General features: G+C 71.2%; 19 protein-coding genes. 5 read left to right on the forward strand and 14 right to left on the reverse strand.

All coding sequences use genetic code 11. The features are described from left to right. Nucleotides 1–181 precede the first annotated feature (181 nt). Complete coding sequence (locus QR78_RS16385) at nt 182–3916, reverse strand: vitamin B12-dependent ribonucleotide reductase (RefSeq protein WP_048428619.1); 3735 nt, start codon at nt 3914–3916, stop codon at nt 182–184. Nucleotides 3917–4438: 522 nt separating this feature from the next. On the opposite strand from QR78_RS16385, the gene QR78_RS16390 reads away from it, so the two are divergent. After that, nucleotides 4439–4855 (forward strand): NADH:ubiquinone oxidoreductase subunit NDUFA12, encoded by a 417-nt coding sequence (locus tag QR78_RS16390; protein WP_082172168.1) that lies wholly within the window; start codon nt 4439–4441, stop codon nt 4853–4855. A 145-nt stretch (nt 4856–5000) separates the two neighbouring features. Next, entirely contained in the window at nt 5001–5672 is a 672-nt protein-coding gene (locus QR78_RS16395; protein WP_048428620.1) for a DUF2155 domain-containing protein, read from the forward strand. Nucleotides 5673–5938: 266 nt separating this feature from the next. Here QR78_RS16395 and QR78_RS16400 read toward each other — a convergent pair whose 3' ends face one another. From QR78_RS16400 to argJ, 3 genes are read right to left on the reverse strand one after another with little or no spacing between them, the layout of a single operon-like run. Continuing rightward, nucleotides 5939–6355 (reverse strand): (deoxy)nucleoside triphosphate pyrophosphohydrolase, encoded by a 417-nt coding sequence (locus tag QR78_RS16400; protein WP_048428621.1) that lies wholly within the window; start codon nt 6353–6355, stop codon nt 5939–5941. A gap of 43 nt (nt 6356–6398) precedes the next feature. Further along, nucleotides 6399–7109 (reverse strand): SIMPL domain-containing protein, encoded by a 711-nt coding sequence (locus tag QR78_RS16405; protein ID WP_048428622.1) that lies wholly within the window; start codon nt 7107–7109, stop codon nt 6399–6401. After that, entirely contained in the window at nt 7106–8347 is a 1242-nt protein-coding gene (gene argJ / locus QR78_RS16410) for a bifunctional glutamate N-acetyltransferase/amino-acid acetyltransferase ArgJ (protein ID WP_048428623.1), read from the reverse strand. The genes QR78_RS16405 and argJ overlap by 4 nt, the downstream gene beginning before the upstream one ends. Before the next feature lie 316 nt (nt 8348–8663). Here argJ and QR78_RS16415 point away from each other — a divergent pair, with 316 nt between their 5' ends. Both QR78_RS16415 and QR78_RS16420 read left to right on the forward strand, forming a co-directional pair. Then, nucleotides 8664–9626 carry a LysR family transcriptional regulator gene (locus QR78_RS16415; protein ID WP_048428624.1) on the forward strand — a complete coding sequence of 321 codons (963 nt, stop codon included), beginning with the start codon at nt 8664–8666 and terminating at the stop codon, nt 9624–9626. A 48-nt stretch (nt 9627–9674) separates the two neighbouring features. Continuing rightward, complete coding sequence (locus QR78_RS16420; RefSeq protein WP_244276231.1) at nt 9675–10379, forward strand: 4'-phosphopantetheinyl transferase family protein; 705 nt, start codon at nt 9675–9677, stop codon at nt 10377–10379. Between the two features lie 197 nt (nt 10380–10576). On the opposite strand, the gene QR78_RS16425 is transcribed toward QR78_RS16420, so the two are convergent. The 7 genes from QR78_RS16425 to QR78_RS16455 form a co-directional block, all read right to left on the reverse strand. Further along, complete coding sequence (locus tag QR78_RS16425; protein ID WP_048428626.1) at nt 10577–11455, reverse strand: RNA polymerase factor sigma-32; 879 nt, start codon at nt 11453–11455, stop codon at nt 10577–10579. A 325-nt stretch (nt 11456–11780) separates the two neighbouring features. After that, the gene (locus QR78_RS16430; protein ID WP_048428627.1) at nt 11781–12374 is read right to left on the reverse strand and encodes a CarD family transcriptional regulator; all 594 of its coding nucleotides are present in this window, start codon (nt 12372–12374) and stop codon (nt 11781–11783) included. A 434-nt stretch (nt 12375–12808) separates the two neighbouring features. Then, a complete protein-coding gene (gene fdxA, locus QR78_RS16435; RefSeq protein WP_048428628.1) occupies nt 12809–13147 on the reverse strand; it encodes a ferredoxin FdxA in 339 nt (112 codons plus the stop codon). Nucleotides 13148–13304: 157 nt separating this feature from the next. Further along, nucleotides 13305–13619 carry an RNA-binding S4 domain-containing protein gene (locus tag QR78_RS16440; protein ID WP_048428629.1) on the reverse strand — a complete coding sequence of 105 codons (315 nt, stop codon included), beginning with the start codon at nt 13617–13619 and terminating at the stop codon, nt 13305–13307. Between the two features lie 20 nt (nt 13620–13639). Further along, nucleotides 13640–17128, reverse strand: coding sequence for a helicase-related protein (locus QR78_RS16445; RefSeq protein ID WP_048428630.1), 3489 nt, complete (start codon nt 17126–17128; stop codon nt 13640–13642). Between the two features lie 150 nt (nt 17129–17278). Then, on the reverse strand, nt 17279–17605 hold the full coding sequence (locus QR78_RS16450) for a hypothetical protein (protein WP_048428631.1): 327 nt from the start codon (nt 17603–17605) through the stop codon (nt 17279–17281). Nucleotides 17606–17611: 6 nt separating this feature from the next. After that, nucleotides 17612–18556 carry a DUF3108 domain-containing protein gene (locus QR78_RS16455; RefSeq protein ID WP_082171514.1) on the reverse strand — a complete coding sequence of 315 codons (945 nt, stop codon included), beginning with the start codon at nt 18554–18556 and terminating at the stop codon, nt 17612–17614. Between the two features lie 371 nt (nt 18557–18927). Here QR78_RS16455 and rpmB point away from each other — a divergent pair, with 371 nt between their 5' ends. Then, entirely contained in the window at nt 18928–19218 is a 291-nt protein-coding gene (rpmB, locus tag QR78_RS16460) for a 50S ribosomal protein L28 (RefSeq protein WP_048428632.1), read from the forward strand. 372 nt (nt 19219–19590) lie between these two features. Here the strand turns inward: rpmB and cobT are convergent, their stop codons facing one another. The 3 genes from cobT to QR78_RS16475 all read right to left on the reverse strand — a co-directional run bounded on the left by cobT (nt 19591) and on the right by QR78_RS16475 (nt 23558). Further along, nucleotides 19591–21492 carry a cobaltochelatase subunit CobT gene (gene cobT / locus QR78_RS16465; protein WP_048428633.1) on the reverse strand — a complete coding sequence of 634 codons (1902 nt, stop codon included), beginning with the start codon at nt 21490–21492 and terminating at the stop codon, nt 19591–19593. A 180-nt stretch (nt 21493–21672) separates the two neighbouring features. Further along, entirely contained in the window at nt 21673–22656 is a 984-nt protein-coding gene (gene cobS / locus QR78_RS16470; protein WP_048428634.1) for a cobaltochelatase subunit CobS, read from the reverse strand. 275 nt (nt 22657–22931) lie between these two features. Then, nucleotides 22932–23558 (reverse strand): J domain-containing protein, encoded by a 627-nt coding sequence (locus tag QR78_RS16475; protein ID WP_048428635.1) that lies wholly within the window; start codon nt 23556–23558, stop codon nt 22932–22934. Nucleotides 23559–23579 lie beyond the last annotated feature (21 nt).

A 23579-nucleotide genomic window follows, 5' to 3' on the forward strand; every position in this document is an offset into this window, starting at 1 on the left:
GGCATGGCGCGGGGGGCATGGCGCGGGCGGGCATGGCGACGATCGAATCCGGCCCTGTCGCATGCACGACGGGCCGCATCCATGCGGATGCGGCCCGTTCATGCGCTCATATCGGGTCGTCCGCCACCGGGGGACGGGCCCCGGCCTGCGCCGGAGCCCGATCCCTCGGCGCGAGCCGATCTCAGCTGCAGCCGGTCGTCGAGCCGCAGGTGTCGCACTTCAGGCAGGTCCCGTTCCGCACCAGGGTGAAGTTGGCGCATTCCGGGCAGGCCTCGCCGACATAGCCCTTCATCTTCGCCTCGGCGCGGCGGTCCGAGACGCTGCGGCCGGCGGGAGCCGCCTCGGGCTTGGCGAAGGGCAGGGCCTCGGCCAGCGCCTCGACCTTGCCGGCGAGGCTCGGCTCGGTCTTGAGCGCCACCGCACCCCGCACCGCATGGACGGTGCCGCCGGCCGGGGCCGACTGGCCGGTGACCGGCGCGGCGACGCCCGGGGTGGTGCCGGCGGGACCGCCGTGGATCAGGGTCAGCCGGTCGCTCGATCCCCGCAGCAGGCCGCGGGAGACGTTGGTGCTGGTCGCGGCCTCGGCGGCGTTGGGCTTGGCCGGAGCGACGCCGGTCGCCGTGTTGCCGAGCTCGGAGAGGTCGACATGGGCGAGGTCGTTGCGGCCGAGATACGAGATCGCCAGCTCGCGGAAGACGTAGTCGAGCACCGAGGTGGCGTTCTTGATCGCGTCGTTGCCCTGCACGAAGCCGGCCGGCTCGAACCGGGTGAAGGTGAAGGCGTCGACGTACTCCTCCAGCGGCACGCCGTATTGCAGGCCGAGCGAGACCGAGATGGCGAAGTTGTTGATGAAGGCCCGGAGCGCCGAGCCCTCCTTGTTCATGTCGAGGAAGATCTCGCCCAGCCGCCCGTCGTCGTACTCGCCGGTGCGCAGGAAGATGGTGTGGCCGCCGATCTTGGCCTTCTGGGTGTAGCCCTTGCGGCGGCTCGGCAGCTTCTCCTGGGAGCGCAGGCGCTCGACGCGCTCGACGATCCGCTCGACGATCTTCTCGGTCACCGCCACGGTCTTGGCGACCGCCGGCTGCGCCAGAAGGGCCTCGACCGCATCCTCCTCGTCGTCCGACTCGTCGCTGACGAGGGCGGAGTTGAGGGGCTGCGACAGCTTCGAGCCGTCGCGGTAGAGGGCGTTGGCCTTGAGCGCCAGGGTCCAGGACAGCCGGTAGGCGTTCTTGCAATCCTCGACCGTGGCGTCGTTCGGCATGTTGATGGTCTTGGAGATCGCCCCCGAGATGAAGGGCTGCGCCGCCGCCATCATGCGGATGTGGCTCTCGACCGAGAGGTAGCGCTTGCCGATCCGGCCGCACGGATTGGCGCAGTCGAAGACCGCGTAATGCTCCACCTTCAGGTGCGGCGCGCCCTCGAGCGTCATCGCCCCGCAGACATGGACGTTGGCGGCCTCGATGTCCTTGCGGCTGAAGCCCAGGAAGGTCAGCAGGTCGAAGGACGGATCGGCGAGCTTGTCGGCCGGCACGCCGAGGGTCTGGGTCAGGAAGTCCTCGCCCAGGGTCCAGCGGTTGAACACGAACTTGATGTCGAAGGCCGACTTCAAGCCCGCCTCCACCGCCGCGATTTTTTCGTCGGTGAAGCCCTTGGCCCGGAGCGAGCCCGGATTGATCGCCGGCGCCTGGCCCAGCGAGCCGTGGCCGACGGCGTAGGCCTCGATCTCGGCGATCTCGGCCTCGCGGTAGCCGAGCGTGCGCAGGGCATCCGGCACCGCCCGGTTGATGATCTTGAAGTAGCCGCCGCCGGCGAGCTTCTTGAACTTCACCAGGGCGAAGTCGGGCTCGATGCCGGTAGTGTCGCAATCCATGACGAGGCCGATCGTGCCGGTCGGCGCGATGACAGTGGACTGGGCATTGCGGAAGCCGTGCTCCTCGCCGAGCGCCAGCGCCCGGTCCCAGGCCGCCTTGGCGTGCTCGACGAGCGCATCCACGGGGCAGCCGGCATGGTCGAGCGGCACCGGATCGGTGTTGAGGAACTCGTAGCCCGTGGCCTCGCCGTGGGCGGCCCGGCGATGGTTGCGGATCACCCGCAGCATCGCGTCGGCATTCTCCTCGTAGGCCGGGAACGGCCCGAGCTCGCGCGCCATCTCGGCCGAGGTGGCGTAGGACACGCCGGTCATGATGGCGGTGAGCGCACCGGCGATCGCCCGGCCCTCGCGGGAATCGTAGGGCAGGCCCATGGTCATCAGGAGGCCGCCGATATTGGCGTAGCCGAGGCCCAGCGTCCGGTACTTGTAGGAGAGGTCGGCGATCTCGCGGCTCGGGAACTGCGCCATCAGCACCGAGATCTCGAGGACCACGGTCCAGAGCCGGCACAGGTGCTCGTAGCCCTCGACGTCGAAGCTCTTGGCCGAGCGGTCGTAGAGCGCCAGCAGGTTCGCCGAGGCGAGGTTGCAGGCGGTGTCGTCGAGGAACATGTACTCGGAGCACGGGTTCGAGGCCCGGATCCGGCCGCCCGACGGGCAGGTGTGCCAGTCGTTCATCGTGGTGTTGAAGTGCAGGCCCGGATCGGCCGAGGCCCAGGCGGCCTCCGCGATCTTGTCCCACAGCTCGGTCGCCTTGACGGTCTTCGCCACCTTGCCGGTGGTGCGGTGGGTGAGTGACCACTCCGCATCCGCGTCGACCGCCCGCAGGAAGTCGTCGGTCAGCGAGACCGAGTTGTTCGAGTTCTGGCCGGCGACCGTGAGGTAGGCCTCGGAATCCCAGTCGGTGTCGTAGATCGGGAACGCGATGTCGGTGTAGCCCTGGCGGGCGTACTGGATCACCCGCTTGATCGCGGCATCCGGCACCATCACCTTGCGGGCGGCCTTGACCTCGCGCTTGAGCGCCGGGTTGCGGTCGGGATCGAAGCAGGCGTCGCCCGCGGCCTCGCAGTTGACGCAGGCCTTCATCACCGCCTTGAGGTGCTTGGACACCACCTTGGAGCCGGTGACGAGGGCGGCGACCTTCTGCTCCTCCTTGACCTTCCAGTCGATGAAGGCCTCGACGTCCGGGTGGTCGATGTCGACGATCACCATCTTGGCGGCGCGGCGCGTCGTGCCGCCGGACTTGATGGCGCCGGCCGCCCGGTCGCCGATCTTGAGGAAGCTCATCAGGCCCGACGACTTGCCGCCGCCGCCGAGCTTCTCGTTCTCGCCGCGCAGGCGGGAGAAGTTCGAGCCGGTGCCCGAGCCGTACTTGAACAGGCGGGCCTCGCGCACCCACAGGTCCATGATGCCGCCCTCGTTGACGAGGTCGTCGGCGACGGACTGGATGAAGCAGGCGTGGGGCTGCGGGTGCTCGTAGGCCGAGGCCGACTGGGTCAGCTCACCGGTCTTGTAGTCGACGTAGAAGTGCCCCTGCGCCGGGCCGTCGATGCCGTAGGCCCAGTGCAGGCCGGTGTTGAACCATTGCGGCGAGTTCGGCGCCACCATCTGGCGGGCGAGCATGGCGCGCAGCTCGTCGTGGAACGCGCTCGCATCCTCCTCGCTCGAGAAGTAGCCGCCCTTCCAGCCCCAGTAGGTCCAGCAGCCGGCCAGGCGATCGAAGACCTGGGTCGCCGAGGTCTCGGAGCCGGTCCGCTCGCCCTCGGGCAGGGCGGCGAGCGCCGCCTCGTCGGGGACCGAGCGCCACAGGAAGGACGGGACGCCGTTCTCCTCGACCTTCTTCAGGGCCGCCGGGACGCCGGCCTTGCGAAAATACTTCTGGGCCAGCACGTCGCAGGCGACCTGGCTCCAGGCCTCCGGCACGTCGATGCCGTCGAGGCGGAAGACCACCGAGCCGTCCGGGTTGCGGATCTCGCTCACCGCCTTGCGGAACGGGATGCTGGCGTAGGGCGACTGCCCCGCGGTGGTGATGCGACGCTCGAACCGCATGGGATACTCTCCGGTCACGAACAGCCGGGGACCGCCCGCATGCATGCGGGGTCCGCCGGTTACAAGGGAAGGGCGGGGCGCGTAGGAATTCGGCGGACGAGCCGCGACGCCCCCTCGAGGAGCCGCCCGTCCTGTCGTCTGGAAACTACCGATCTCGGTGGCTTCCCGTCAATAACTTGTGTCGGCTGACTCCGTTCCTCGCTATATGTTGTGTCGACGGGCGGATTCCTGTGGATAGCGCGACGCCCCCGGCTAAGCGCGCTTCCGGCTTGGGAGAATCGCTTCGCGTCCACCGCCACCCACAGGCCGCACCGCGTCCGGGCCCGGACTTGTTCACAGCCGGGTGAGGATTTCCGGCCACTTTCGGCGACACGACCGGGTCGGCTGCCGCCGCTGCGCGGGGAATCGTGTTGCGGCGCGGGACGCGCTGGACATCCGGGGGCCATCTCACCATAGTCCCGCGCGACGACGGGGGGCCGGACCTCCCATTCCCGGGGGCTCCCCGCGAGAGAGACGGTCGCGATGGCGCTGAAAGACACCCTGCTTCGGATCTTCACCTGGTGGAGCGGCTCGACCGTCAGCCTGGAGTTCTACACCAAGCGCCGCGGCAGCTTCGTGGGCGAGGACGAACTCGGCAACCGCTACTACCGGGCGCAGGGCCCGCTGATCGACGCCTCGGTCGGCTCCGAGCGCCGCTGGGTGATCTACAACGGCTACGCCGACGCCTCGAAGGTGCCGCCCGGCTGGCGCGGCTGGCTCTGCCACGCCACCGACGTGCCGCCCTCCGAGGAGACCTACATCCCGCGCGAGTGGCAGAAGCCGCACGAGGAGAACCTCACCGGCACGGTCGCGGCCTACCGCCCGCGGGGCTCGCAGCTCTCCTACGGCCAGCGGCCGGCGGCGACCGGCGACTACGTGCCGTGGGTCCCGGGCGAATAGCCGCCCTTTTTCCACCATCCTCCTTGTGTCTATCGCGGGCGGGCCGACGGGGCCCGCACGCGTGGCCGTGCCGGCGCGACCGGCCGGCCTGGGCTCCGTGTGGGCCGCCGAACTTCGAGCCGGGAGCGATTGGGTTTTGAGCCGCATGACCGCACGCCGCGCCGCGGGCGCCTTCCTGCTCCTTCGCGGTGTCGTTCTGGGCGGTGCCCTTCTGGGCGGCGCGCTGTCCTCCGGGCCGGCTCGGGCCGACAAGATCCGCAACCCGACCGCCGTGTTCGCCGGCCTCGACAAGATCACCGGCCGCACCGTCTCCTTCGAGGTGGCGGTCGACGAGACGGTGCAGTTCGGCGCGCTCCAGCTCACCCCGCGGGTCTGCTACACCCGGCCCCCGACCGAGAGCGCCAAGACCACCGCCTTCCTGGAGGTCGACGAGGTCACGCTCGAGAACAAGTACCGCCGCATCTTCACCGGCTGGATGTTCGCCTCGAGCCCGGGTCTGCACGCCATCGAGCACCCGATCTACGACGTGTGGCTGGTCGACTGCAAAGGCGGCACCGACCTGATCGCCGAGCCGAAGGAGCAGGAGGACGCGCCGGTGGCCGCCGCCAAGCCCGAGGGCCGCAAGCGCCGCGAGCAGGCCCGCGGCGGCGACGAGGCGCCCCGCGCCCGACAGGTCAACCGCCAGGGCCAGGTCGATGTCGAGCCGCTGCGCGGCACGCCGGTCCAGCCGCGCCAGACGCCGTCGCGCCGGTTCTTCCCGACCAACGACGGTCCGAAGCCGGGCGGTGTCGATCCGATGGACCCGAACCCGCGCTGAGGATCGGGCGGGCCGAGCCGGGCAGTCGCTCCGACGTCCGCGGGCATGGTCGATGGGTTCGACGGCAGAAGCACGCCCGCCGTCAGTCCGGGGCCGCGAAGCGGGGCCCGGGATCGAGATACGCGGCCGCTAGGCTGTGAATCTGTACCTCGGCTGTTCTGTCCTCGACGCTCCGCGGTTCCGGGCTCTGCTTTCGCGGCCCTCGGATGGCCGAAAGCATGTCGACCCAGTTCCGCCGACCAGGGCAGGCTGCGACGCCCCGACTCCTACGGGCCGAGCAGATCCACCAGCGCCGGCAGCAGCGGCAGGTCGGCCGGGGGCATCGGATAGCTCGCGAGGTCGCGCGGCCGCACCCATTTGAGCGCCTGTCCCTCCTGCGGCCGGGCCAATCCCTCCCAGCGCCGGCAGACGTAGAGCGGCATCAGCAGGTGGAAGCTCTCGTAGGCGTGGCTGGCGAAGGTGAGGGGGGCGAGGCACGCCTCCTTCACGGTGATGCCGAGTTCCTCCGCCAGTTCCCGGATCAGCGTCTCCTCCGGCCGCTCGCCGGGCTCGATCTTGCCGCCGGGAAACTCCCACAGGCCCGCCAGGCTCTTGCCCGGCGGGCGCTGGGCCAGCAGCACGCGCCCGTCCGGGTCGACGAGGGCGACCGCCACGACGAGGAGGAGCTTCAAGGGATCGGCCATGGCGGGCTCGCGCGGGGAGGAACGTCGGAGAGATCGCGCCCCGTCAGGGCGCGACCGCGTAGGTGGCCTCGACGCTCGCCTCGACCGTCAGGGTGCCGGGCTCGACCGGCACCGCGAGGCCGCCCGGCACGCCCTTGGCCGCGAAGGCGCGGGCCTGCATCGGCATCGCGGCGCCCTGGCGGGGCGGCGAGACGAGGCTTTCGAGGCGGCCGAGCCGCAGGCCCGCGGCCGCGGCCAGGGTCTCGGCCTGGCGCTTGGCGTCCCGCACCGCGTCGGCCCGGACGGCATTCTCGGCCTGGCCGGGATCCGTCAGGCCGAAGGCGACGCCGCCGATCCGGTCGGCGCCGCCGTCGAGCAGGCGCCGCATCAGGGCGCCGAGGCGCTTGAGGTCGCCCACCCGGACGCTGACCGCGTTGGTAGCCTGATAGCCGTCGGGCACGTCACGCATCTGGCCGCCGGGGTCGCGCACCGTCTTGGTGGCGGGGCGCAGGGACACGGCGGCGGTGGCGAGGTCCGGCCCGGTGATGCCGAACTCGCCGGCGAGCTCCACCACCTTGCGGGCGGCCGCCGAGTTCTGGTCCAGGGCGGCGGTGGGCGTCGCTCCCCGGCTCTCGACCGCGACCTCGACCGTGGCGAAGTCCGGCGCCACCTCGCGGCTCGCCCGCCCGATCACGCCGATGCGGCCCGGCGGCTCGTCGGCGAAGGCGGGTCCGGCGAGGAGGAGCGCGAGGAACCCGGCGGTCGCCGCCCTCACGAGCGGTAATCCCCGTTGATCTCGACATAGGCCTTGGTGAGGTCGCAGGTCCAGACCCGGGCCCGGCCGGCGCCGAGGCCGAGATCGACCCGGATCGTCACCGCGTCGCCGCGCATCGCCGCGGAGGCGGCCTCCTCGTCGTAGCCGGGATCGCGGGCGCCCTCGACGGCGACGCGCACGTCGCCGAACCAGATCGCCAGCCGGTCGCGGTCGGCGGGCTCGCCGGCCTTGCCGACCGCCATCACCACCCGGCCCCAATTGGCGTCCTCGCCCGCCACCGCGGTCTTCACCAGGGGGGAGTTGGCGATCGACATCGCGATCCGGTGGGCGGAGGCGTCGTCGGTGGCGCCGCCGACCTCGACGGTGACGAACTTGCGCGCGCCCTCGCCGTCGCGGGCCACCAGCTGGGCGAGCTCGGCGAGGAGGTCGTCGAGGGCGGCGGCGAACTCGGCCAGCGCCGGGTCCTCGACCGAGTCGACCGGGGCGTTGCCGGCCTTGGCGGTGGCGAACAGCATCAGGGTGTCGGAGGTCGAGGTGTCGCCGTCGACCGTGCAGCAGTTGAAGCTCGTGGCGACGCCCTTGGTCAGGAGCGCCTGCAGCACCGGGGCCGGCAGGTCGGCGTCGGTGAACACGAAGGAGAGCATCGTCGCCATGTCGGGGGCGATCATGCCGGCGCCCTTGGCGATGCCGTTGATCGTCACCGTGGTCCCGCCGATCGACACCCGGCGGGTGGCGAGCTTCGGGAAGGTGTCGGTGGTCATGATGGCGCTGGCCGCCTCGGTCCAGCGCTCGGCCCCGGGACCGGTGCGCCCGGCGCACTCGGCCAGCACGCCGTCGAACTTGGTCGCGTCGAGGGGCTCGCCGATCACGCCGGTCGAGGCGATGAAGACCTCGCCCGGGGCGCAGCCCGCGGCCTTGCCGGCGATCTCGGCGGTGAGCCGCACCGAGTCGCGGCCCTTGAGGCCCGTGAAGGCGTTGGCATTGCCGGAATTGACCACCAGCGCCCGGGCCGACTGGCCGCCGCGCAGGGTCTCGCGGCACCAATCGACCGCCGCCGAGGGGCATTTCGAGCGGGTGAAGACGCCTGCGGCCCGGGTGCCCGGATCGAGCAGCACCAGGAGCACGTCGGTGCGGCCGCGGTAGCGGATGCCGGCCTGCGCGGTGGCGAGGCGCACGCCGGCGATCGGCGGCAGGGCAGGCTGGTGCTTGGGCGCGAGCGGCGAGACGGGATGGGACATGCAGGGCTCCGGTCCGCCGACGCCGCGTCATCCGCGCCGGCGCGGCGGTGTTGCCCCGCCGAGGTGGCCTGCGTCAACCGGGCCCGCCATGGATCCGCCGATACGGTTGCAGGCAAGGTTGTGCAGGCCGGAGTTGCGTTGCCGGCTTCCGGTCGACGGTCGGCGTCGTTTGCCCCTCGTACGGAGGGGCGAAGCGCAAAAATCGAACCTTACGTCCGCGCCGAGTTCCATTATCTAGAGTTGCGCCATATCATCTAGAGGATAGATGGTTCGGTCGCGCCGCTGCGCGCACCGCCCGCTACCCGGAGGTTTCCGCTTGGCCCACCCGCAAGTCCTTCGCGACATGGCGCTCTTCGTCGAGGTCGCGAAGCGGAAGAGTTTCAGCCAGGCCGCCGTCGCGCTCGACGTGCCGATCTCTTCCCTCTCGCGGCGCATCACCCAGTTCGAGACCGCGATCGGCCTGCGCCTGCTCGACCGGACCACCCGCAAGCTCGTCCTGACCCCGCACGGCGAGGCCTATTACGAGCAGGCGACGCGCCTCGTGGAGGAGGCGCAGCGCACCTTCGACGAGCTGATCGCGCAGGCCAAGGGGCCGAGCGGCCTGCTCAAGATCGCGGCGCCGCCGGACCCCTGGGTGATGCACCACCTCTCGGCCGTCGCGGCGGATTATTCCCTGCGCTTCGACCAGGTGCGGGTTCACCTCGACCTCTGGCCCCATCTCGTCGACCTCGCCCAGGACGGCTACGACCTCGCCCTCGCGGTCGGGATGCCGCGGGAGACCTCGATGATCACCCGCAAGGTGGCGGAACTCGAGAACGGCCTCTTCGCCGCCCCCGACTACCTCGACAGGGCCGGCAGACCCGACGCCCCGGCGGACCTCGCGCGGCATCAGGCGGTGGTGGTCGGAGCGCCGAGCGCCTCGAACGCCTGGCCGCTCCAGTCCGACGACCGGACGGTGTCGGTCTCGGTCGGCGCCACCGTTTCCAGCAACTCTCAGGCGATGGCCCGGCGCTTCGCCGCATCCGGCCGCGGCATCGCGCTCCTGCGGGTGATCGACGTCGAGCAGGACGTCGAGGACGGGCGCCTGGAGCGGGTGCTGCCGGATTGGCGCGGCACTCCGAGCCCGGTTTCCATCGTCACCACCTCCCGGCTGCTGCCGGCCAAGACCCGCAGCTTCATCGCCTTCGCCTCGCGCCACTTCGCCGAGCAGCTGGCGCCCCGCGGCATCACCCTGGACGAGGTCGAGCTCGCCGCCCTCTACGACGCCCAGGAGGCGTGACGCGCGCCGCCCACCCGTGCTTTAGCGGGGTCATGCCGAGGGCCGGCCGTGGATGAGGTGTGGCGGATGACGGATCTCTCGACCCTCGCCTATGCCGGCGGAACCCTGGTCGTGGCCGCACCGGCCGGCCGCGTGACGGCCGATCTGCCGGCCTCGCGCCGGGCGCTGCCGCCGGACGAGGTCGCCCGCATCGCCCGCTTCCTGCAACCACGGGACCGGCACGAGCGCGAGGCGGCCCATGGGCTCCTGCGTCATCTCGTCGGCGGCCATCTCGGCCGCGACCCCGCCGAGATCGTCCTGGCGCGGGATGGCGACGGCCGGCCGTTCCTGCCCGGACGGTCCGACCTGGACGTGAATCTCAGCCATGGCGGCGGCTGGGTTGCCGTCGGACTGTCGGCGGAGGGACGAATCGGCGTCGATGTCGAGGGAGCGGCCCGGCCGGTGGATTGGGACGGGGTCGCGCCGGTCTTCCTGCACCCGGCGGAACTCGACGCCTATCGCGGCCTGCCGGCGGGCGCCCGACCACGGCAGGCCCTCGAACTCTGGTCGGTGAAGGAAGCCTTCCTGAAGGCGACCGGCGAAGGGCTGATCGCCGAACCCCGTTCGGTCCGGCCGATCGCGGACGGCACGGCTTGGCGGCTCGCCCGGGCCGGTCTGTCGCTGCGGGCCGAGTCGCGGCTGCTGTCCGATGGGGCGCGGCTCGCCTGGGCGGTCGAGGAGGGCGCGCACGACGCGAGGGTCGTCGTCGGTTGAGAAAAGCCGCCTTCGCCACCTGAAACGGGCGTCGCGTCACGAGGGCGGTCGATCACCGAACCAAGGCCGCTCTCAAGCGCCCATAAACGCGCCGGCACCCTCCATCGTCATCGCACGCCGCAAAAGCGGATCATGCGATGACGATGGAGGGTGTCGGCGCGAGTGGCAGATCGAACGGCTGTCTGGAGCGAAGCGTGTCAGACGTAGGCGTTCATGCCAGCGTTCGATTGCGGAAAGCGCTCGGCCAGCGCGCGGCGAAGCTTCTCGAGGGCACGGTTCTCGATCTGGCGGACGCGCTCCTTGGAGATGCCGAGGCGATGACCGAGGGCTTCCAGGGTCGCCTGATCCTCCGCGAGGCGCCGCTCTTGCAGGATGCGCAACTCGCGCTCCGACAGGACGGTGAGGGCCTGACGGAGCCACGTCAGGCGCCGCTCGCCGTCGACGGCATCGGAGACGGTCTCGTCGGGAAGTGGTGCGTTGTCGACCAGGAAGTCGACCCGCTCGGCCGAGGCGTCGCCATCGTCGCCGATCGGGGCATTGAGGGACATGTCGGGGCCGGAGAGGCGGGCATCCATCAGCGCCACGTCATCGCGGGAGACGCCGATGGCGGTGGCGATGCGGCGGTGGATCTCGTCGCCGACGCGCTCGTCGGTCGATTGCATCAGCCGCGCGCGCAGGCGACGGAGATTGAAGAACAGGGCCTTCTGGGCCGAAGAGGTGCCGCCGCGGACGATCGACCAGTTGCGCAGGATGTAGTCCTGGATCGAGGCGCGGATCCACCAAGTCGCGTAGGTCGAGAAGCGTACCTCCCGCTCCGGCTCGAAGCGGGCCGCGGCCTCCATCAGGCCGACATGGCCTTCCTGAACGAGATCGGCCATCGGCAGGCCGTAATGGCGGAACCGGCCCGCCAGGGCGATCACCAGACGCATGTGGGCGGAGATCAGCCGGTGCAACGCCCGCTCGTCGCGGTCGTCCTTCCAGCGGACGGCGAGACCGCGCTCCTCTTCCCGCTCGAGGAACGGCGCGTCCATCGCGACCCGCACGAACTGCCGACGTATGCCTGCGATTTCCGCCATCCCCGCCTCCGCCACGTTGGTGAGCGCTGTGTGTCGCGATGTGGCCGGGGCGCGGCATGGAGCGCGCCCGTTGCACCGCAAGGCCTGCGACAACGGCACGAGATGGTCATCGGTTCCCGCATTGCGAAAAAATCCTGCGGGGGCACGATTCCGTCGTGGGCACGACGATGGCGGCGGAGCGCCGGGTGGAGTGCCGTCGGACTGATCGGGAGAGGGCAGCCGTTGTCGACCCGGCGGGAGGATGGGGCGCGCGACGACGGTCGGAAAACGCGAAAGCCCGGCACTAGGCCGGGCTTTCGTTTCATCTCGATGCAGGTGGGGACGTTCAGGCGGCCTCGGCCTCGTCCTGGACGTCCTCCCCGTCGGCCTCTGCCTCGGCTTCGGCGCCCTTCGCACGGCGCGGCGACTTGGCGAGGCTCTGCTCGATGAGCTTGAGCGACTCGGTGTCGGTGATGCGGTTCACCGCCGCGATCTCGCGCACGACGCGGTCGAGGGCCGCCTCGTAGAGCTGACGCTCGGAATAGGACTGCTCGGGCTGGGCGTCGGAGCGGTAGAGGTCGCGCACCACCTCGGTGACGGCGATCAGGTCGCCGGAATTGATCTTCGCTTCGTATTCCTGGGCGCGGCGCGACCACATCGTGCGCTTCACCCGGGCGCGGCCGGTGAGCACGTCGAGCGCCTTCTTGACCAGCTCGGGCTCGGCGAGCTTCCGCATGCCGACCGAATTCGCCTTGGCGGTCGGGACCCGCAGGACCATCTTGTCCTTCTCGAACGACACCACGAACAGCTCGAGCTTGTAGCCGGCGATCTCCTGCTCCTCGATGGCCGTGATGCGGCCGACGCCGTGAGCCGGATACACGACCGCTTCGCCGGTCTTGAAACCCTGCCGGGCAGCTGTCGTCTTCTTGGCGGTCGTCATGCGGGGGTGGCCTCCAGGTCACCGTTCGCGGCAATGTCCGCGACCGGATCATTCATCCGGGTCAGGGCGCCCGGCGAAAAATACGCGCCTGCCGGACGTCCCCGAAGGAGCGCCCGCCAGTCCCTGTCAAACCATAGCTAAGGAACGTCCGAACGCGCCGCAGGCGGGATAGGATCCACCACGGCTGGTCGCATGCCCCGTCGCCCCATCGATGAAATCCCGCTCGGTGGTCGAGGGCAGCACGTCGGACGTAAGCGACGGCAATCAGGAAGCTAGCACGAAGAGGCCCTAAAATCAAAAAAATTCAGGCGCCCGGCGTGGAGACGCGGGCACCTTGCACCATCTTTCACCAGCTTGGCGATGCAATTGCAGGGCGGCCATGCGACGAGGGAAGAGGTTTCTTCCCCGCAGCCGCCGCCCGGCGTCAGTCGCTCTCAGTCGCCCGAGCCCGGGTTGGCCGAGAAATGCGCCTCGAGCTTGCCGGTCTTGCCGTCCCACTCCTTGGCGTCGGCCGGCGCGGGCTTCTTCTGGGTGATGTTCGGCCAGCCCTTCGCCATGTCGGCGTTCAGCTTCAGCCAGCTCTCGAGGCCCGGCTCGGTATCGGGCTTGATCGCCTCGGCCGGGCACTCGGGCTCGCACACGCCGCAATCGATGCACTCGTCCGGGTGGATGACGAGCATGTTCTCGCCTTCGTAGAAGCAGTCGACCGGACACACCTCCACGCAGTCCATGTACTTGCACTTGATGCAGTTGTCGGTGACGACGTAGGTCATGGGCCGGTGAAACCTCGACAGCGGAGAGGGCGCTCGCGCGCGGCGCCCGGACGTATGGGGCGGGCCTTAGACCCGGCCGGGCGGGCTTGCAAGCCGAACCGTGGCAGGGGACGTCGCGTTGCCGCCCGGCGTCGCCTTCCCGTCACGCTTTCGGGCCTCAGCCGGCTCGGCCGGCGAGCGACCCGCCCGCCGGGTCGTCTCCGGGATCCGCGGACAGGTCCGTATAGAGCCCCCGCGCCTCGGGCGCCGGGCCCCGGCGCATCCCGAGGTCCCGAACCCGCACCGCTGCCGTGACGTGCTGGGCCGCGACGGTGACCACGTCGCCCACCGCCAGGGCCTTCGACGGCGCGTCGGCGCGCTGGCCGTTCACCCGGACGTAGCCGTCCTCGATCAGGCGAGCAGCCAGCGAGCGCGTCTTGGCGAAGCGTGCGAACCACAGCCACTTGTCGAGCCGCTGGCGGTCCTCACGCATCGCCGGTCACCGTGGGCCGATCATCGCTTGTCGCCGTCCCGCGACTCCATCTGCGCCTTGAGGGCGAGGAGCTTGGCGAAGGGCGAATCCGGGTCCGGGGCGCGCTCGCGCCGCGGCGGCCGGGCGTCGTGCATGCCGCCGCGGGGAGCGCCGTCCCGGCGGTCCTGCGGCGGACGATTGCCGTCGCGCCCGCCCGGATGCGGACCGCGCGGGGGACGCCCGTCGCGGGCGCCGCCGCGGTTCTCGCCGCCGCGACCCTCGAAGCGACCCTCGGGCCGACCACCCTCGCCGGCGGCACGGTTCTCCGCCGGGCGCCGGTCGCCCCAGCGCTGCCCGTCGCGCGGGCCGGAGCGGTTCGCCCGCTGCTCGCCTTGTGCGCCCTCGCCGCCCTCGGGACGCTGGTCCTGGCGCGGGACACCGCGGAAGCGGTCGCGCTGCTGGCCCTCGCGCGGGCCCTGGCCGTCCTGCGGGCGGCCGCGGCCCTGGTGACGCGGGGCGTGGTTGCGCTGGTGGCGGTGCATCCGCCACACCTCGATCACGACCGGCTCGGCCTCTGCGGCGGCCTCGCCGCTCGCCTGTTCCGGGGCGGTCTCGCCGGGGACCTCGGCGTCCGCAGCATCCGGCGCCGTCTCGGCGGCCGCGACCGACTCCGCGACGTCGGCATTCCCCTCGGCCTCGGGCGCCGCGGTCACGGCGTCCTCGACCTGAGTCTCCTCGACCGCGCGGTCGTCCGGCTTGGCTTCTTCGGCGGAAACGGCCTCCTCCGGAGCGGCCGCCTCGGCGGGCGACTCCCCGGTCTGCGCCGCGGCCTCGACAGGAGCGTCGGCGGTCTGAGCCTCCTCGGGCGCCGCCTCGGCGGATATGGCCTCGGGCGCCGGGTTGCCGTGGTCGAAACCGTCCTGGGCCTCGGTCTCCCGAGGGGCGCCCTCCTGCTCCGCGGCCTCCTGTGCCGGCTCGCCGGTCTCGCCGTCCGTCCCTGTCTCGGCGGTCTTCGGCTGCACCGGCACCGTCGGGGCGGACGGGCGCAGGGCGACCGTGATGGCCGGGCCGGGCCGGCGGTCGACGACGTAGCCCAGCGACTTCAGGATCGAGGCGAAATCCTCGCCCGAGCAGCCGACCAGCGAGGTCATGCCGACGGTCGGCACGAAGCCGTCCTTGTCGGCGGTGCCCGGAGGCGGCTCGCCCGGGGTGGTGCCGGGCACGTAGGCGATCGCCGGGCGGATCAGGTCGGCCAGGCGCTCGAGGATGTCGACGCGCACCGCCCGGCCGCCGCAGACCCGGAAGCCGGCGGCGCGGTAGAGGCCCTTGGCGATCTCGGGATCGACCGGCATCGAGGTGCGGCCGGAGCCGGCGAGATGCGCGATCTCGTCGAGACCGCGCTGGTCGAGGCCGCCATTCTGCAGCGCCCAGAGCTGCGCCGCCAGCGTGCGCGGCGCGGGCTTCAGCAGGGCCGGCATGGTGATGTGGTAGGCGCCGAAGCGCACCCCGTGCTTGCGCAGGGCCCCGCGACCGTCCTGGTCCAGGCTGCGCATCTCGTTGAGGACCTTGGCGCGCTCCAGCACGCCCAGCGCCTCGGCGACCTGGAAGCCGATGCCGCGGGCGAGCCCGGTCAGGTCGGCGGCGGTCTCGAGCTCGAGGGCCGGACCCAGCAGCCGCACGATGTGGGCCTTGAGCCAGGCGTCGAGGCGGGCCTCGACCTTCTCCCGGGCCGCACCCGTGAGCTGCTCGTCGGCGAGCAGCCGCAGGCCCGGGGCGTAGAGCTTCTCGCCCGGGACCAGCTTGGCGACCGGGTTGCCGGTCCAGCGGATCGTGCCGTCGTTCGAGAGCACCAGCGCCGCGTCCGCCGCGGCGGCGAACCGGTCGGCCCGCGCCTCGATCTCGCTCGCCAGCGCCTTCTCGGCGGCGCTGCGCAGGGTCTTGGCTTCCTGGCCCTCGGCACCGGGATCCGGCACGAACTGGAATCCGTGCAGGTGGCCGACGTGCTGTCCCTCGACCGTCACGTCGCCGCCCGCGGTGATCTCAGCTTCCAACATGGTATTCTCTCTCAGGCGCCGCATCAGCACGCTGGTGCGCCGATCGACGAATCGACTCGCCAGCCGCTCGTGCAGGGCGTCGGACAGCCTGTCCTCTACCCGACGCGTCTCGCCCTGCCAATGCTCCGGGTCGGCGAGCCAGTCGGGTCGGTTCGCCACGAAGGTCCAGGTGCGCACATGGGCGATGCGTTGCGACAGGGCGTCGATGTCCCCGTCGGTGCGGTCGACCAGGGCGACGTGCTGGGAAAACCAGTCGACCGGGATCCGCCCGGCCATGCCGCGCATCAGGAAGCGGAAGAGCTGGGCGATGAGGTCGGCATGGGTCTGGATCGCCGACTTGCGGTAATCCGGTACGCCGCAGACCTGCCACAGCCGCTCGACCGCGCTGCGCGACGTGGCGTAGTCGCGGATGTCGTCCTCCTTGGCGAGGAGATCGAGGGCCGCCTCGTCGTCGCCGGTCGGCGCCCGGGTGAGCCCGCGCTCGCTCGGGTGCTCGCCGAGGCTGCGGCGCAGCGCGTCGACCGAGCGGAAGTCGAGGTCGGGATTGCGCCATTGCAGCATCCGCAACGGCTCGAAGGTGTGGCTCTCCAGCGCCTCGACCATCTCGGCGTCGAGGGCCGGGCACCGCCCGGTGGTGCCGAAGGTGCCGTCGCGCAGGTGGCGCCCGGCGCGTCCCGCGATCTGCGCCATCTCGGACGGGGAGAGGTCGCGGAAGCGCGTGCCGTCGTATTTGCGGTTCGACGCGAAGGCGACGTGGTCGACGTCGAGGTTGAGCCCCATCCCGACCGCGTCGGTCGCCACCAGGTAATCGACCTCGCCGGACTGGTAGAGTTCGACCTGGGCGTTGCGGGTGCGGGGCGAGAGGGCGCCGAGCACCACCGCGGCGCCGCCGCGCTGGCGCCGCAGCAATTCGGCGATGGCGTAGACCTCTTCCGCCGAGAACGCCACGATCGCGCTGCGCTGGGGCAGGCGCGAGAGCTTGCGGCTGCCGGCGAAGCTCAGCTGCGACAGGCGCGGGCGGGTGGTCACATGGATGCCCGGGATCAGCGCCTTGACCAGCGGCTCCATCGTGGCCGAGCCGATCAGCAGCGTCTCCTCGCGGCCGCGCTGGTGCAGCAGGCGGTCGGTGAAGGTGTGGCCGCGGTCGCGGTCGGCGCCGAGCTGGATCTCGTCGATGCCGACGAAATCGACCTCGTTGTCCCGCGGCATCGCCTCGGCGGTGCAGATCCAGTAGCTCGGCCGGTTCGGCTTGATCTTCTCCTCGCCGGTGACGAGGGCGACCCGCTCGGGACCGACCCGCTCGACCACGCGATGATAGACCTCGCGGGCGAGCAGCCGCAGCGGCAGGCCGATCATGCCGGTCGGGTGGCCGAGCATCCGCTCGATGGCGAGGTGGGTCTTGCCGGTATTGGTCGGACCGAGCACCGCCGTGGCGCCGCGCAAGCGGGCCTGCGGTGAGAGGGAGCGGCGCGTCATCGGGCTGGGCTGAGGTCCTCGGGGCCGGGGGCGGAACCGGGTTCTCCGGGGACCTGGCGGGAGGCCCTCCGGCGGCCCTGGCGAAGGGCTCCGGCGCGGCCGCCGCGTCGTGTCGGGCTTCACGGCGCCGAGGATCGCGCCGCGGCCCCGTCAGCGCTCCGGGCCGCGACCGTAGGGCGGGCGCGGCCCGAGCGGCGGCCTCCCTCCATATGGGGCGGGGGCGTACCGATCGCCATATGGCGGCGGCCGATCGCCGTAGGGGTCCGGCGCCAGGCCGGGGGCGATGACCTCGATCCGCGTGCCGGCGGCCGGCCCGGGTTCGAGATCGGCGCAGAGCGTATCCGGCACCGCCGTGAGGGGGCCCGGCGGGTTGGGCCCGACCGTGGCGGAGGAATAGGCGTCGCCGCCGCAATCGGGCCCGTTCGCTAGGGCCGGGAGCGGCGCGATCAGCAGGAGCAGGAGGGCGAGCGTGCGCATCGGCGCTCAGCGCCCGTCCGTCGGGGGCTCCGCAGTCTGGGCGGCGGCCTGCGCGACCGCCTCGGCCGGCCCTTGCCCGCTGCGCGACCAGCGCGTCGCCTCGATGATGTTGAGGCCGAGCTGAGTGCGCACCGCGATGCGCAGGGGCAGCAGCACCCGCGTCCCCTCGACGGGGGCGAGCCACACCGACATCTCGGTGTTGTCCTCCATGAACTTCACCCCCGGCCGGTCGGGCCGGTGGCCGGCGATCGGCTGGTAGCGGGCGTTGCAGACCAGGATCGGGCCGGCATAGCCGGGCTTCTGCACGCTGCGGGTCTCGCCGTAGCTCAGCACGACGTTGAACCGGCTCGCGCCGTCGAAGACCGGGATGGTGCGGTTGCAGTTCTGCGGGTCGATGAGCTCGCCGCGCCCCTGGGCCGGCATCATCAGGGCGCTCACCGGGTCGATGACGCCGCGCTTGTGCACCTCGCTGACGGTGACCCGCTCGGGGTCGGGCACCAGCGGGGGGGCGATGTCGGAGGCCACCACGTTGCCGCGGGCGAGCGCCATCCGCACGGTGATCGAGGCGCTGGCGCTGTGGGACGCGAGCGCGAAGGCGGCGGGCACCGGCTTGCTCGCGACCGTGCCGCTCGCCCGGCCCGAGCCGTAGCCGCCGGTGATCGCCCCGACGAGCCCGGTGAGCCGGGCGCTGACGTCCATCGTGTAGCGCTGGCCCTCGACCGCCCCCGTCACCTGCGCGGTGCCGATCGGCACGCCGGCCAGCATGATGCCGTAATCGACCGTGACGGCGGTCTCGCCGGCCTTCGGCGCGCGGCTCCGCGCGGCCTTGGCCGGGCTCGCTTCGCCGGCCGGCAGGGCGAATGCCGCCGCGAGGGCCAGCGAGAGGAGGGCCCTGGTCGGGAGAGCGGCCTTGAGGAAGGAGGCCTTGGGGAAAGAGGCCTTGGAACGCATGCGGGAACCGATCTCGATCGCCGTCGCCTGCCGCCGAGGAGGCGGGGAGAATCTGTCCCTATCGTGGCGCGGTTAGGGTTAACGGATCGTCTCGCGGGCGCGGCCCCGTGCCCCCGGCAGGCCCCGGCGCGGTCGGCGTCCCTTCGACGCCTTGACCGGAACACCCGCGTGCTGCGACACCAGTACCCGCCGAGGCCCTGCGCCCCTCGCGATCGGAGGGTCTTGCCTTGACGGGACCCGCCTTCTCCTTCTATAGGCGCGTGCTTTCCAGGGACTTCGCGGGGTCCGGTTCAGGCCGGGGTGCGCTGCACACCCGGCTCTCGCGTTGCGTGGTCCCTCGCCGAACGAAGACCAGTTGAGGATTGAAGACCATGTCGCGTCGCTGCGAGCTCACCGGTAAGGGGGTGCTCACCGGCCACCTCGTGAGCCACTCGAACCACAAGACCAAGCGCCGGTTCCTCCCGAACCTGTGCAACGTCACCCTGCTCTCGGACACGCTCGGCCGCTCGGTGCGCCTGCGCGTCTCGGCGAACGCCCTGCGCACGGTCGAGCACCGCGGCGGCCTCGATGCGTTCCTGATCAAGGCCGGCGAGACCGACCTGTCGCAGAACGCCCGCCTGCTGAAGCGCGAGATCGAGAAGAAGCTCGCCGAGGCGGCCTGATTTCTTTTCGCGGTGGAGGCGCCCGGCGCCTCCTTCGTCACGCAAGACCCACGAAAAACCCCCGGATGCGCCCATGGCGCCCGGGGGTTTTTCGCATTGGCTATCGAAACGATTTTTCGGGTCGTCTGGGTTCACCAGCGAACTTCATGCCCTCCGTCGTCATCCTGGGGCCGCGCAGCGGAACCCGGGATCCATCATCGCTGACGGTATAAGGAGGACGCGGAACGCCGATCGTCTGGTTCTTGCACGGCCAGCGGTTATGGATTCCGGGTTCTCGCCTGCGGCGAGCCCCAGGATGACGTAGCGAGTTTGAGGGGGTTGCGCCCGATCGATCGGCGAACGTCGATCAGGCTCGGAGAAAGGCGCCGACAGTCAGCGCCGCCCGCCCGCCGCCATCCTGCGCCTCGGCGCCGCGCCGCCATCCTCCTCGAACAGTTCCGCCAGCTTCTCGGTCATCACGCCGCCGAGCTCCTCGGCGTCGATGATCGTGACGGCCCGGCGGTAGTAGCGGGTCACGTCGTGGCCGATGCCGATGGCCAGAAGCTCCACCGGCGAGCGGGTCTCGATCTCGTCGATCACGTAGCGCAGGTGCCGCTCCAGGTAGTTGCCCGGATTGACCGACAGGGTCGAGTCGTCGACCGGGGCGCCGTCGGAGATCACCATCAGGATGCGGCGCTGCTCGGGCCGGCCGAGCAGGCGCTTGTGGGCCCAATCCAGGGCCTCGCCGTCGATGTTCTCCTTGAGCAGGCCCTCGCGCATCATCAGCCCGAGATTCTTGCGCGCCCGGCGCCACGGCGCGTCGGCCGACTTGTAGACGATGTGGCGCAGATCGTTGAGGCGCCCCGGGGTCGGCGGCTTGCCTGATTGCAGCCAGGCCTCGCGCGACTGCCCGCCCTTCCAGGCCCGGGTGGTAAAGCCGAGGATCTCGACCTTGACGCCGCAGCGCTCGAGCGTGCGGGCCAGGATGTCGGCGCAGGTCGCCGCGACCGTGATCGGCCGGCCGCGCATCGAGCCCGAATTGTCGAGGAGCAGGGTGACGACCGTATCGCGAAAATTCGTGTCCTTCTCGTGCTTGAACGAGAGCGGCTGGTAGGGGTCGATCACGACGCGCACGAGGCGGGCCGGATCGAGCTGGCCTTCCTCCAGGTCGAACTCCCAGGCGCGGTTCTGCTGCGCCAGGAGCCGCCGCTGCAGGCGGTTGGCGAGGCGCCCGACCACGCCCTGGAGATGGGCGAGCTGCTTGTCGAGGTAGGAGCGCAGGCGCGCCAGCTCATCGGCGTCGCACAGATCCTCGGCGTGGATGACCTCGTCGTATTTCTGGGAGAAGACCTTGTAGTCCGGGCCCCGCGGCTCGTTGGCCCGCGGGCCCGGCGGGCGCCACGACTCGGAGGCCTCCTCCGAATCGGCGTCCTCGGCATCTTCCGGCAACTCGCCCGACGGCGCGTCGGCGGCCTCGGTGGCGCCTTCCTCGATCTCGTCGGAGGCCTCGTCCGAGACCTCCATCTCGGCCCGGTCGCCCTGGCTCTGCTGCTCCGCCTCGCCCTCGCCAGCCTGCTGCTCGTCGGACTCGGCCTCGTTCTCGTCGTCGTTCTCCTCGTCGTCGGGGTCGAGGGGGGCCTCGTCCGCCATGTCGAGGGAGGAGAGGAGGTCGCGCACCGAGCGGGCGAAGGCGCGCTGGTCTTCAAGGTTGCCCATCAGGCCGTCGAGGTTGCGCCCGGCCCGGTCCTCGATGAACTCGCGCCACAATCCGACGATGCGCTGCGCGGCAGGCGGCGGGGCCTGGCCGGTCAGGCGCTCGCGCACCATCAGGGCGACCGCATCTTCCAGCGGCGCATCGGCCCGGTCCGTGATTTCTTCGTATTTGCCGCCGCGGTGGTAGCGGTCCTCCAGCATCGCCGTGAGGTTGCCGGCCACGCCCGCCATGCGGCGCGAGCCGATCGCCTCGACCCGGGCCTGCTCGACGGCATCGAACACCGCGCGGGCGGCGGCGTTCTCGGGCGCGAGGCGGCGGTGGACGGTGTTGTCGTGGCAGGCGAGGCGGAGCGCCATCGAATCGGCGTGGCCGCGCAGGATCGCGACGTCGCCGGGGGAGAGCTTGCGCGGCGGCTCGGGCAGGCGGGCCTTGTCGCCGGTGAGCGCCGGCCGGTCGGTCGCGAAGGTGACCTCGATCTCGGCCTTGCGGGCGATGGCCCGCAGCGTCCCGGCCACCGAGCGCTTCAGCGGCTCGGCGACGGACTCGCGCTTCTCGCCGGGCTTGCGGTTGGAGATGGACATGGCGCGGCTACTTCTTCAGCGAGTCGAGGTCGAGGGGGTGCAGCATCGAGGCCTGCCGCACGAGCGCCCGGAGGGCACCATCGCCGTCCCGGCCCGAGCCGGCTCCGCTGCGCGGGCACCCCGACGGGGCGCTCGCGCAGCGGAGCCGGGCCTGGCCGGCGGACGATGGGTCCGGCGCCGTCAGCTCAGCGCGACGTTGACCGCGCTCTCGGGCAGCTCCTTGCCGAAGGAGCGCTGGTAGAACTCGGCCACCAGCGCACGCTCCAGCTCGTCGCACTTGTTGAGGAAGGTGACCCGGAACGCGAAGCCGATATCGTTGAAGATGTCGGCGTTCTCGGCCCAGGTGATCACCGTGCGCGGGCTCATCACGGTCGAAAGGTCGCCGTTGATGAAGGCGTTGCGGGTGAGGTCGGCCACGCGCACCATCTTGTTGACGATGTCGCGCCCGCCCTCGCCGCGGTAATGCGGCGCCTTGGAGAGCACGATGTCGACCTCGCGATCGTGCGGCAGGTAGTTGAGCGTGGTGACGATCGACCAGCGGTCCATCTGGCCCTGGTTGATCTGCTGGGTGCCGTGATACAGGCCCGAGGTGTCGCCGAGGCCGACCGTGTTGGCGGTGGCGAACAGGCGGAAGCCGGGATGGGGCCGGATCACCCGCTTCTGGTCGAGCAGCGTCAGGCGGCCCGACACTTCGAGCACGCGCTGGATCACGAACATCACGTCCGGCCGGCCGGCATCGTACTCGTCGAAGACGAGCGCAACGTTGTTCTGCAGCGCCCAGGGCAGGATGCCGTCCTGGAAGGCGGTGACCTGCTTGCCGTCCTTCAGCACGATCGCGTCCTTGCCGACGAGATCGATGCGCGAGACGTGGCTGTCGAGGTTGATGCGGATGCAGGGCCAGTTCAGGCGTGCCGCGACCTGCTCGACGTGGGTGGACTTGCCGGTGCCGTGATACCCGGTGATCATCACCCGGCGGTTGCGGGCGAAGCCCGCCAGGATCGCCAGGGTGGTCTCGCGATCGAACAGGTAGTCCGGATCGAGATCCGGCACGTGCTCGTCGGTGGCCGAGAAGGCCGGGACCTCGAGATTCGAATCGATCCCGAACACCTTGCGCACCGAGACGGTCGTGTCCGGGAGTGCGGGTGGCGTGTCTTCAGCAAGCATACGGAGCCTCGTCGGGGCAGGCCGGCCCGGCATGGGCGGCCTGCGAATGTCGCGACGGCGCGGAGGAGACCGGCGGGCGCCGCTTGTCCTTAAGCTGCGGGGGAAGCCGGCGCAAACGTGCCTGACCCGGATATATGGGGCAGGCGCCGTGTTTCGACCCCCCCCCTTCGCAACGGATCAGGGATGCGAGATCCGTGCCCGGCGCAGGGCCGATGCCGGCCTCGCGTCCGGGGCCGGCCTCGCGTCCTGGGTCGGCCTCGCGTCCGGGGTCGGCCTCAGCACAGGCCCGCGCCCCGCAGGGTGTCGTGCGCCTTGATGATGTCGCGCAGGCGGTCCTCGAACGAACGGTCGCCGCCGTTGGCGTCGGGGTGGAAGCGCTTCACCAGCACCTTGTACTGCGCCTTGATGGCGGCCGAATCGGCGCTCTCGTCGAGGCCAAGCACGTCAAGCGCCTTGCGCACCGGGGCCGAGTACCGCGGCGGCGGCGGTTCGGCCCGGGCACGGCGCGAGGCGGCCGGGCCCGCGCCCTCGCCGCGCAGGATGCCGAGGGGGTCGACGTAGTCCCAGTCGCGCTGTGGGGCGTCGGGCTTCGCACCGGTCTTTCCGCCGGGATTGACGCCCATCGCCCAGGTCGGCCGGTGCCCGATCACCGCGTCCTTCTGGTAGGCCTGGACGGCCGCGTCGTTCATCCCGTCGAAGTAGTTGTAGGACGCGTTGTACTCGCGCACGTGCTGCATGCAGAAGCGCCAGTACTGGCCCTCCTGCTTGCGCCCCTTGGGCGCCTTGTGGAGCCCCGGCTGGGTGCAGCCCGGCCGGTCGCAGGCCGGGCCCGCGGCCTTCTTCGGCTCGTCGCACGAGGGCCGGATGCGGATGCGGTCGAACAGGGGCGAGTTCAGATCCATGACGGGGCGATTATGAGGGGC

It is taken from the genome of Methylobacterium indicum (genome assembly GCF_001043895.1).
Classification (GTDB): Bacteria; Pseudomonadota; Alphaproteobacteria; order Rhizobiales; family Beijerinckiaceae; genus Methylobacterium; species Methylobacterium indicum.

Excerpts from the sequence above, each read along its gene's own strand:
- QR78_RS16440 (WP_048428629.1), bottom strand. The coding sequence starts at position 13,619 with ATGCGTGAGGACCGCCAGCGGCTCGACAAGTGGCTGTGGTTCGCACGC.
- cobT (WP_048428633.1), bottom strand. The coding sequence starts at position 21,492 with ATGTCCATCTCCAACCGCAAGCCCGGCGAGAAGCGCGAGTCCGTCGCC.
- cobS (WP_048428634.1), bottom strand. The coding sequence starts at position 22,656 with ATGCTTGCTGAAGACACGCCACCCGCACTCCCGGACACGACCGTCTCG.
- QR78_RS16390 (WP_082172168.1), top strand. The coding sequence starts at position 4,439 with ATGGCGCTGAAAGACACCCTGCTTCGGATCTTCACCTGGTGGAGCGGC.
- QR78_RS16455 (WP_082171514.1), bottom strand. The coding sequence starts at position 18,556 with ATGCGTTCCAAGGCCTCTTTCCCCAAGGCCTCCTTCCTCAAGGCCGCT.
- QR78_RS16445 (WP_048428630.1), bottom strand. The coding sequence starts at position 17,128 with ATGACGCGCCGCTCCCTCTCACCGCAGGCCCGCTTGCGCGGCGCCACG.
- rpmB (WP_048428632.1), top strand. The coding sequence starts at position 18,928 with ATGTCGCGTCGCTGCGAGCTCACCGGTAAGGGGGTGCTCACCGGCCAC.
- QR78_RS16395 (WP_048428620.1), top strand. The coding sequence starts at position 5,001 with ATGACCGCACGCCGCGCCGCGGGCGCCTTCCTGCTCCTTCGCGGTGTC.
- argJ (WP_048428623.1), bottom strand. The coding sequence starts at position 8,347 with ATGTCCCATCCCGTCTCGCCGCTCGCGCCCAAGCACCAGCCTGCCCTG.
- QR78_RS16385 (WP_048428619.1), bottom strand. The coding sequence starts at position 3,916 with ATGCGGTTCGAGCGTCGCATCACCACCGCGGGGCAGTCGCCCTACGCC.
- QR78_RS16430 (WP_048428627.1), bottom strand. The coding sequence starts at position 12,374 with ATGACGACCGCCAAGAAGACGACAGCTGCCCGGCAGGGTTTCAAGACC.
- QR78_RS16400 (WP_048428621.1), bottom strand. The coding sequence starts at position 6,355 with ATGGCCGATCCCTTGAAGCTCCTCCTCGTCGTGGCGGTCGCCCTCGTC.
- QR78_RS16475 (WP_048428635.1), bottom strand. The coding sequence starts at position 23,558 with ATGGATCTGAACTCGCCCCTGTTCGACCGCATCCGCATCCGGCCCTCG.
- QR78_RS16450 (WP_048428631.1), bottom strand. The coding sequence starts at position 17,605 with ATGCGCACGCTCGCCCTCCTGCTCCTGCTGATCGCGCCGCTCCCGGCC.
- fdxA (WP_048428628.1), bottom strand. The coding sequence starts at position 13,147 with ATGACCTACGTCGTCACCGACAACTGCATCAAGTGCAAGTACATGGAC.
- QR78_RS16425 (WP_048428626.1), bottom strand. The coding sequence starts at position 11,455 with ATGGCGGAAATCGCAGGCATACGTCGGCAGTTCGTGCGGGTCGCGATG.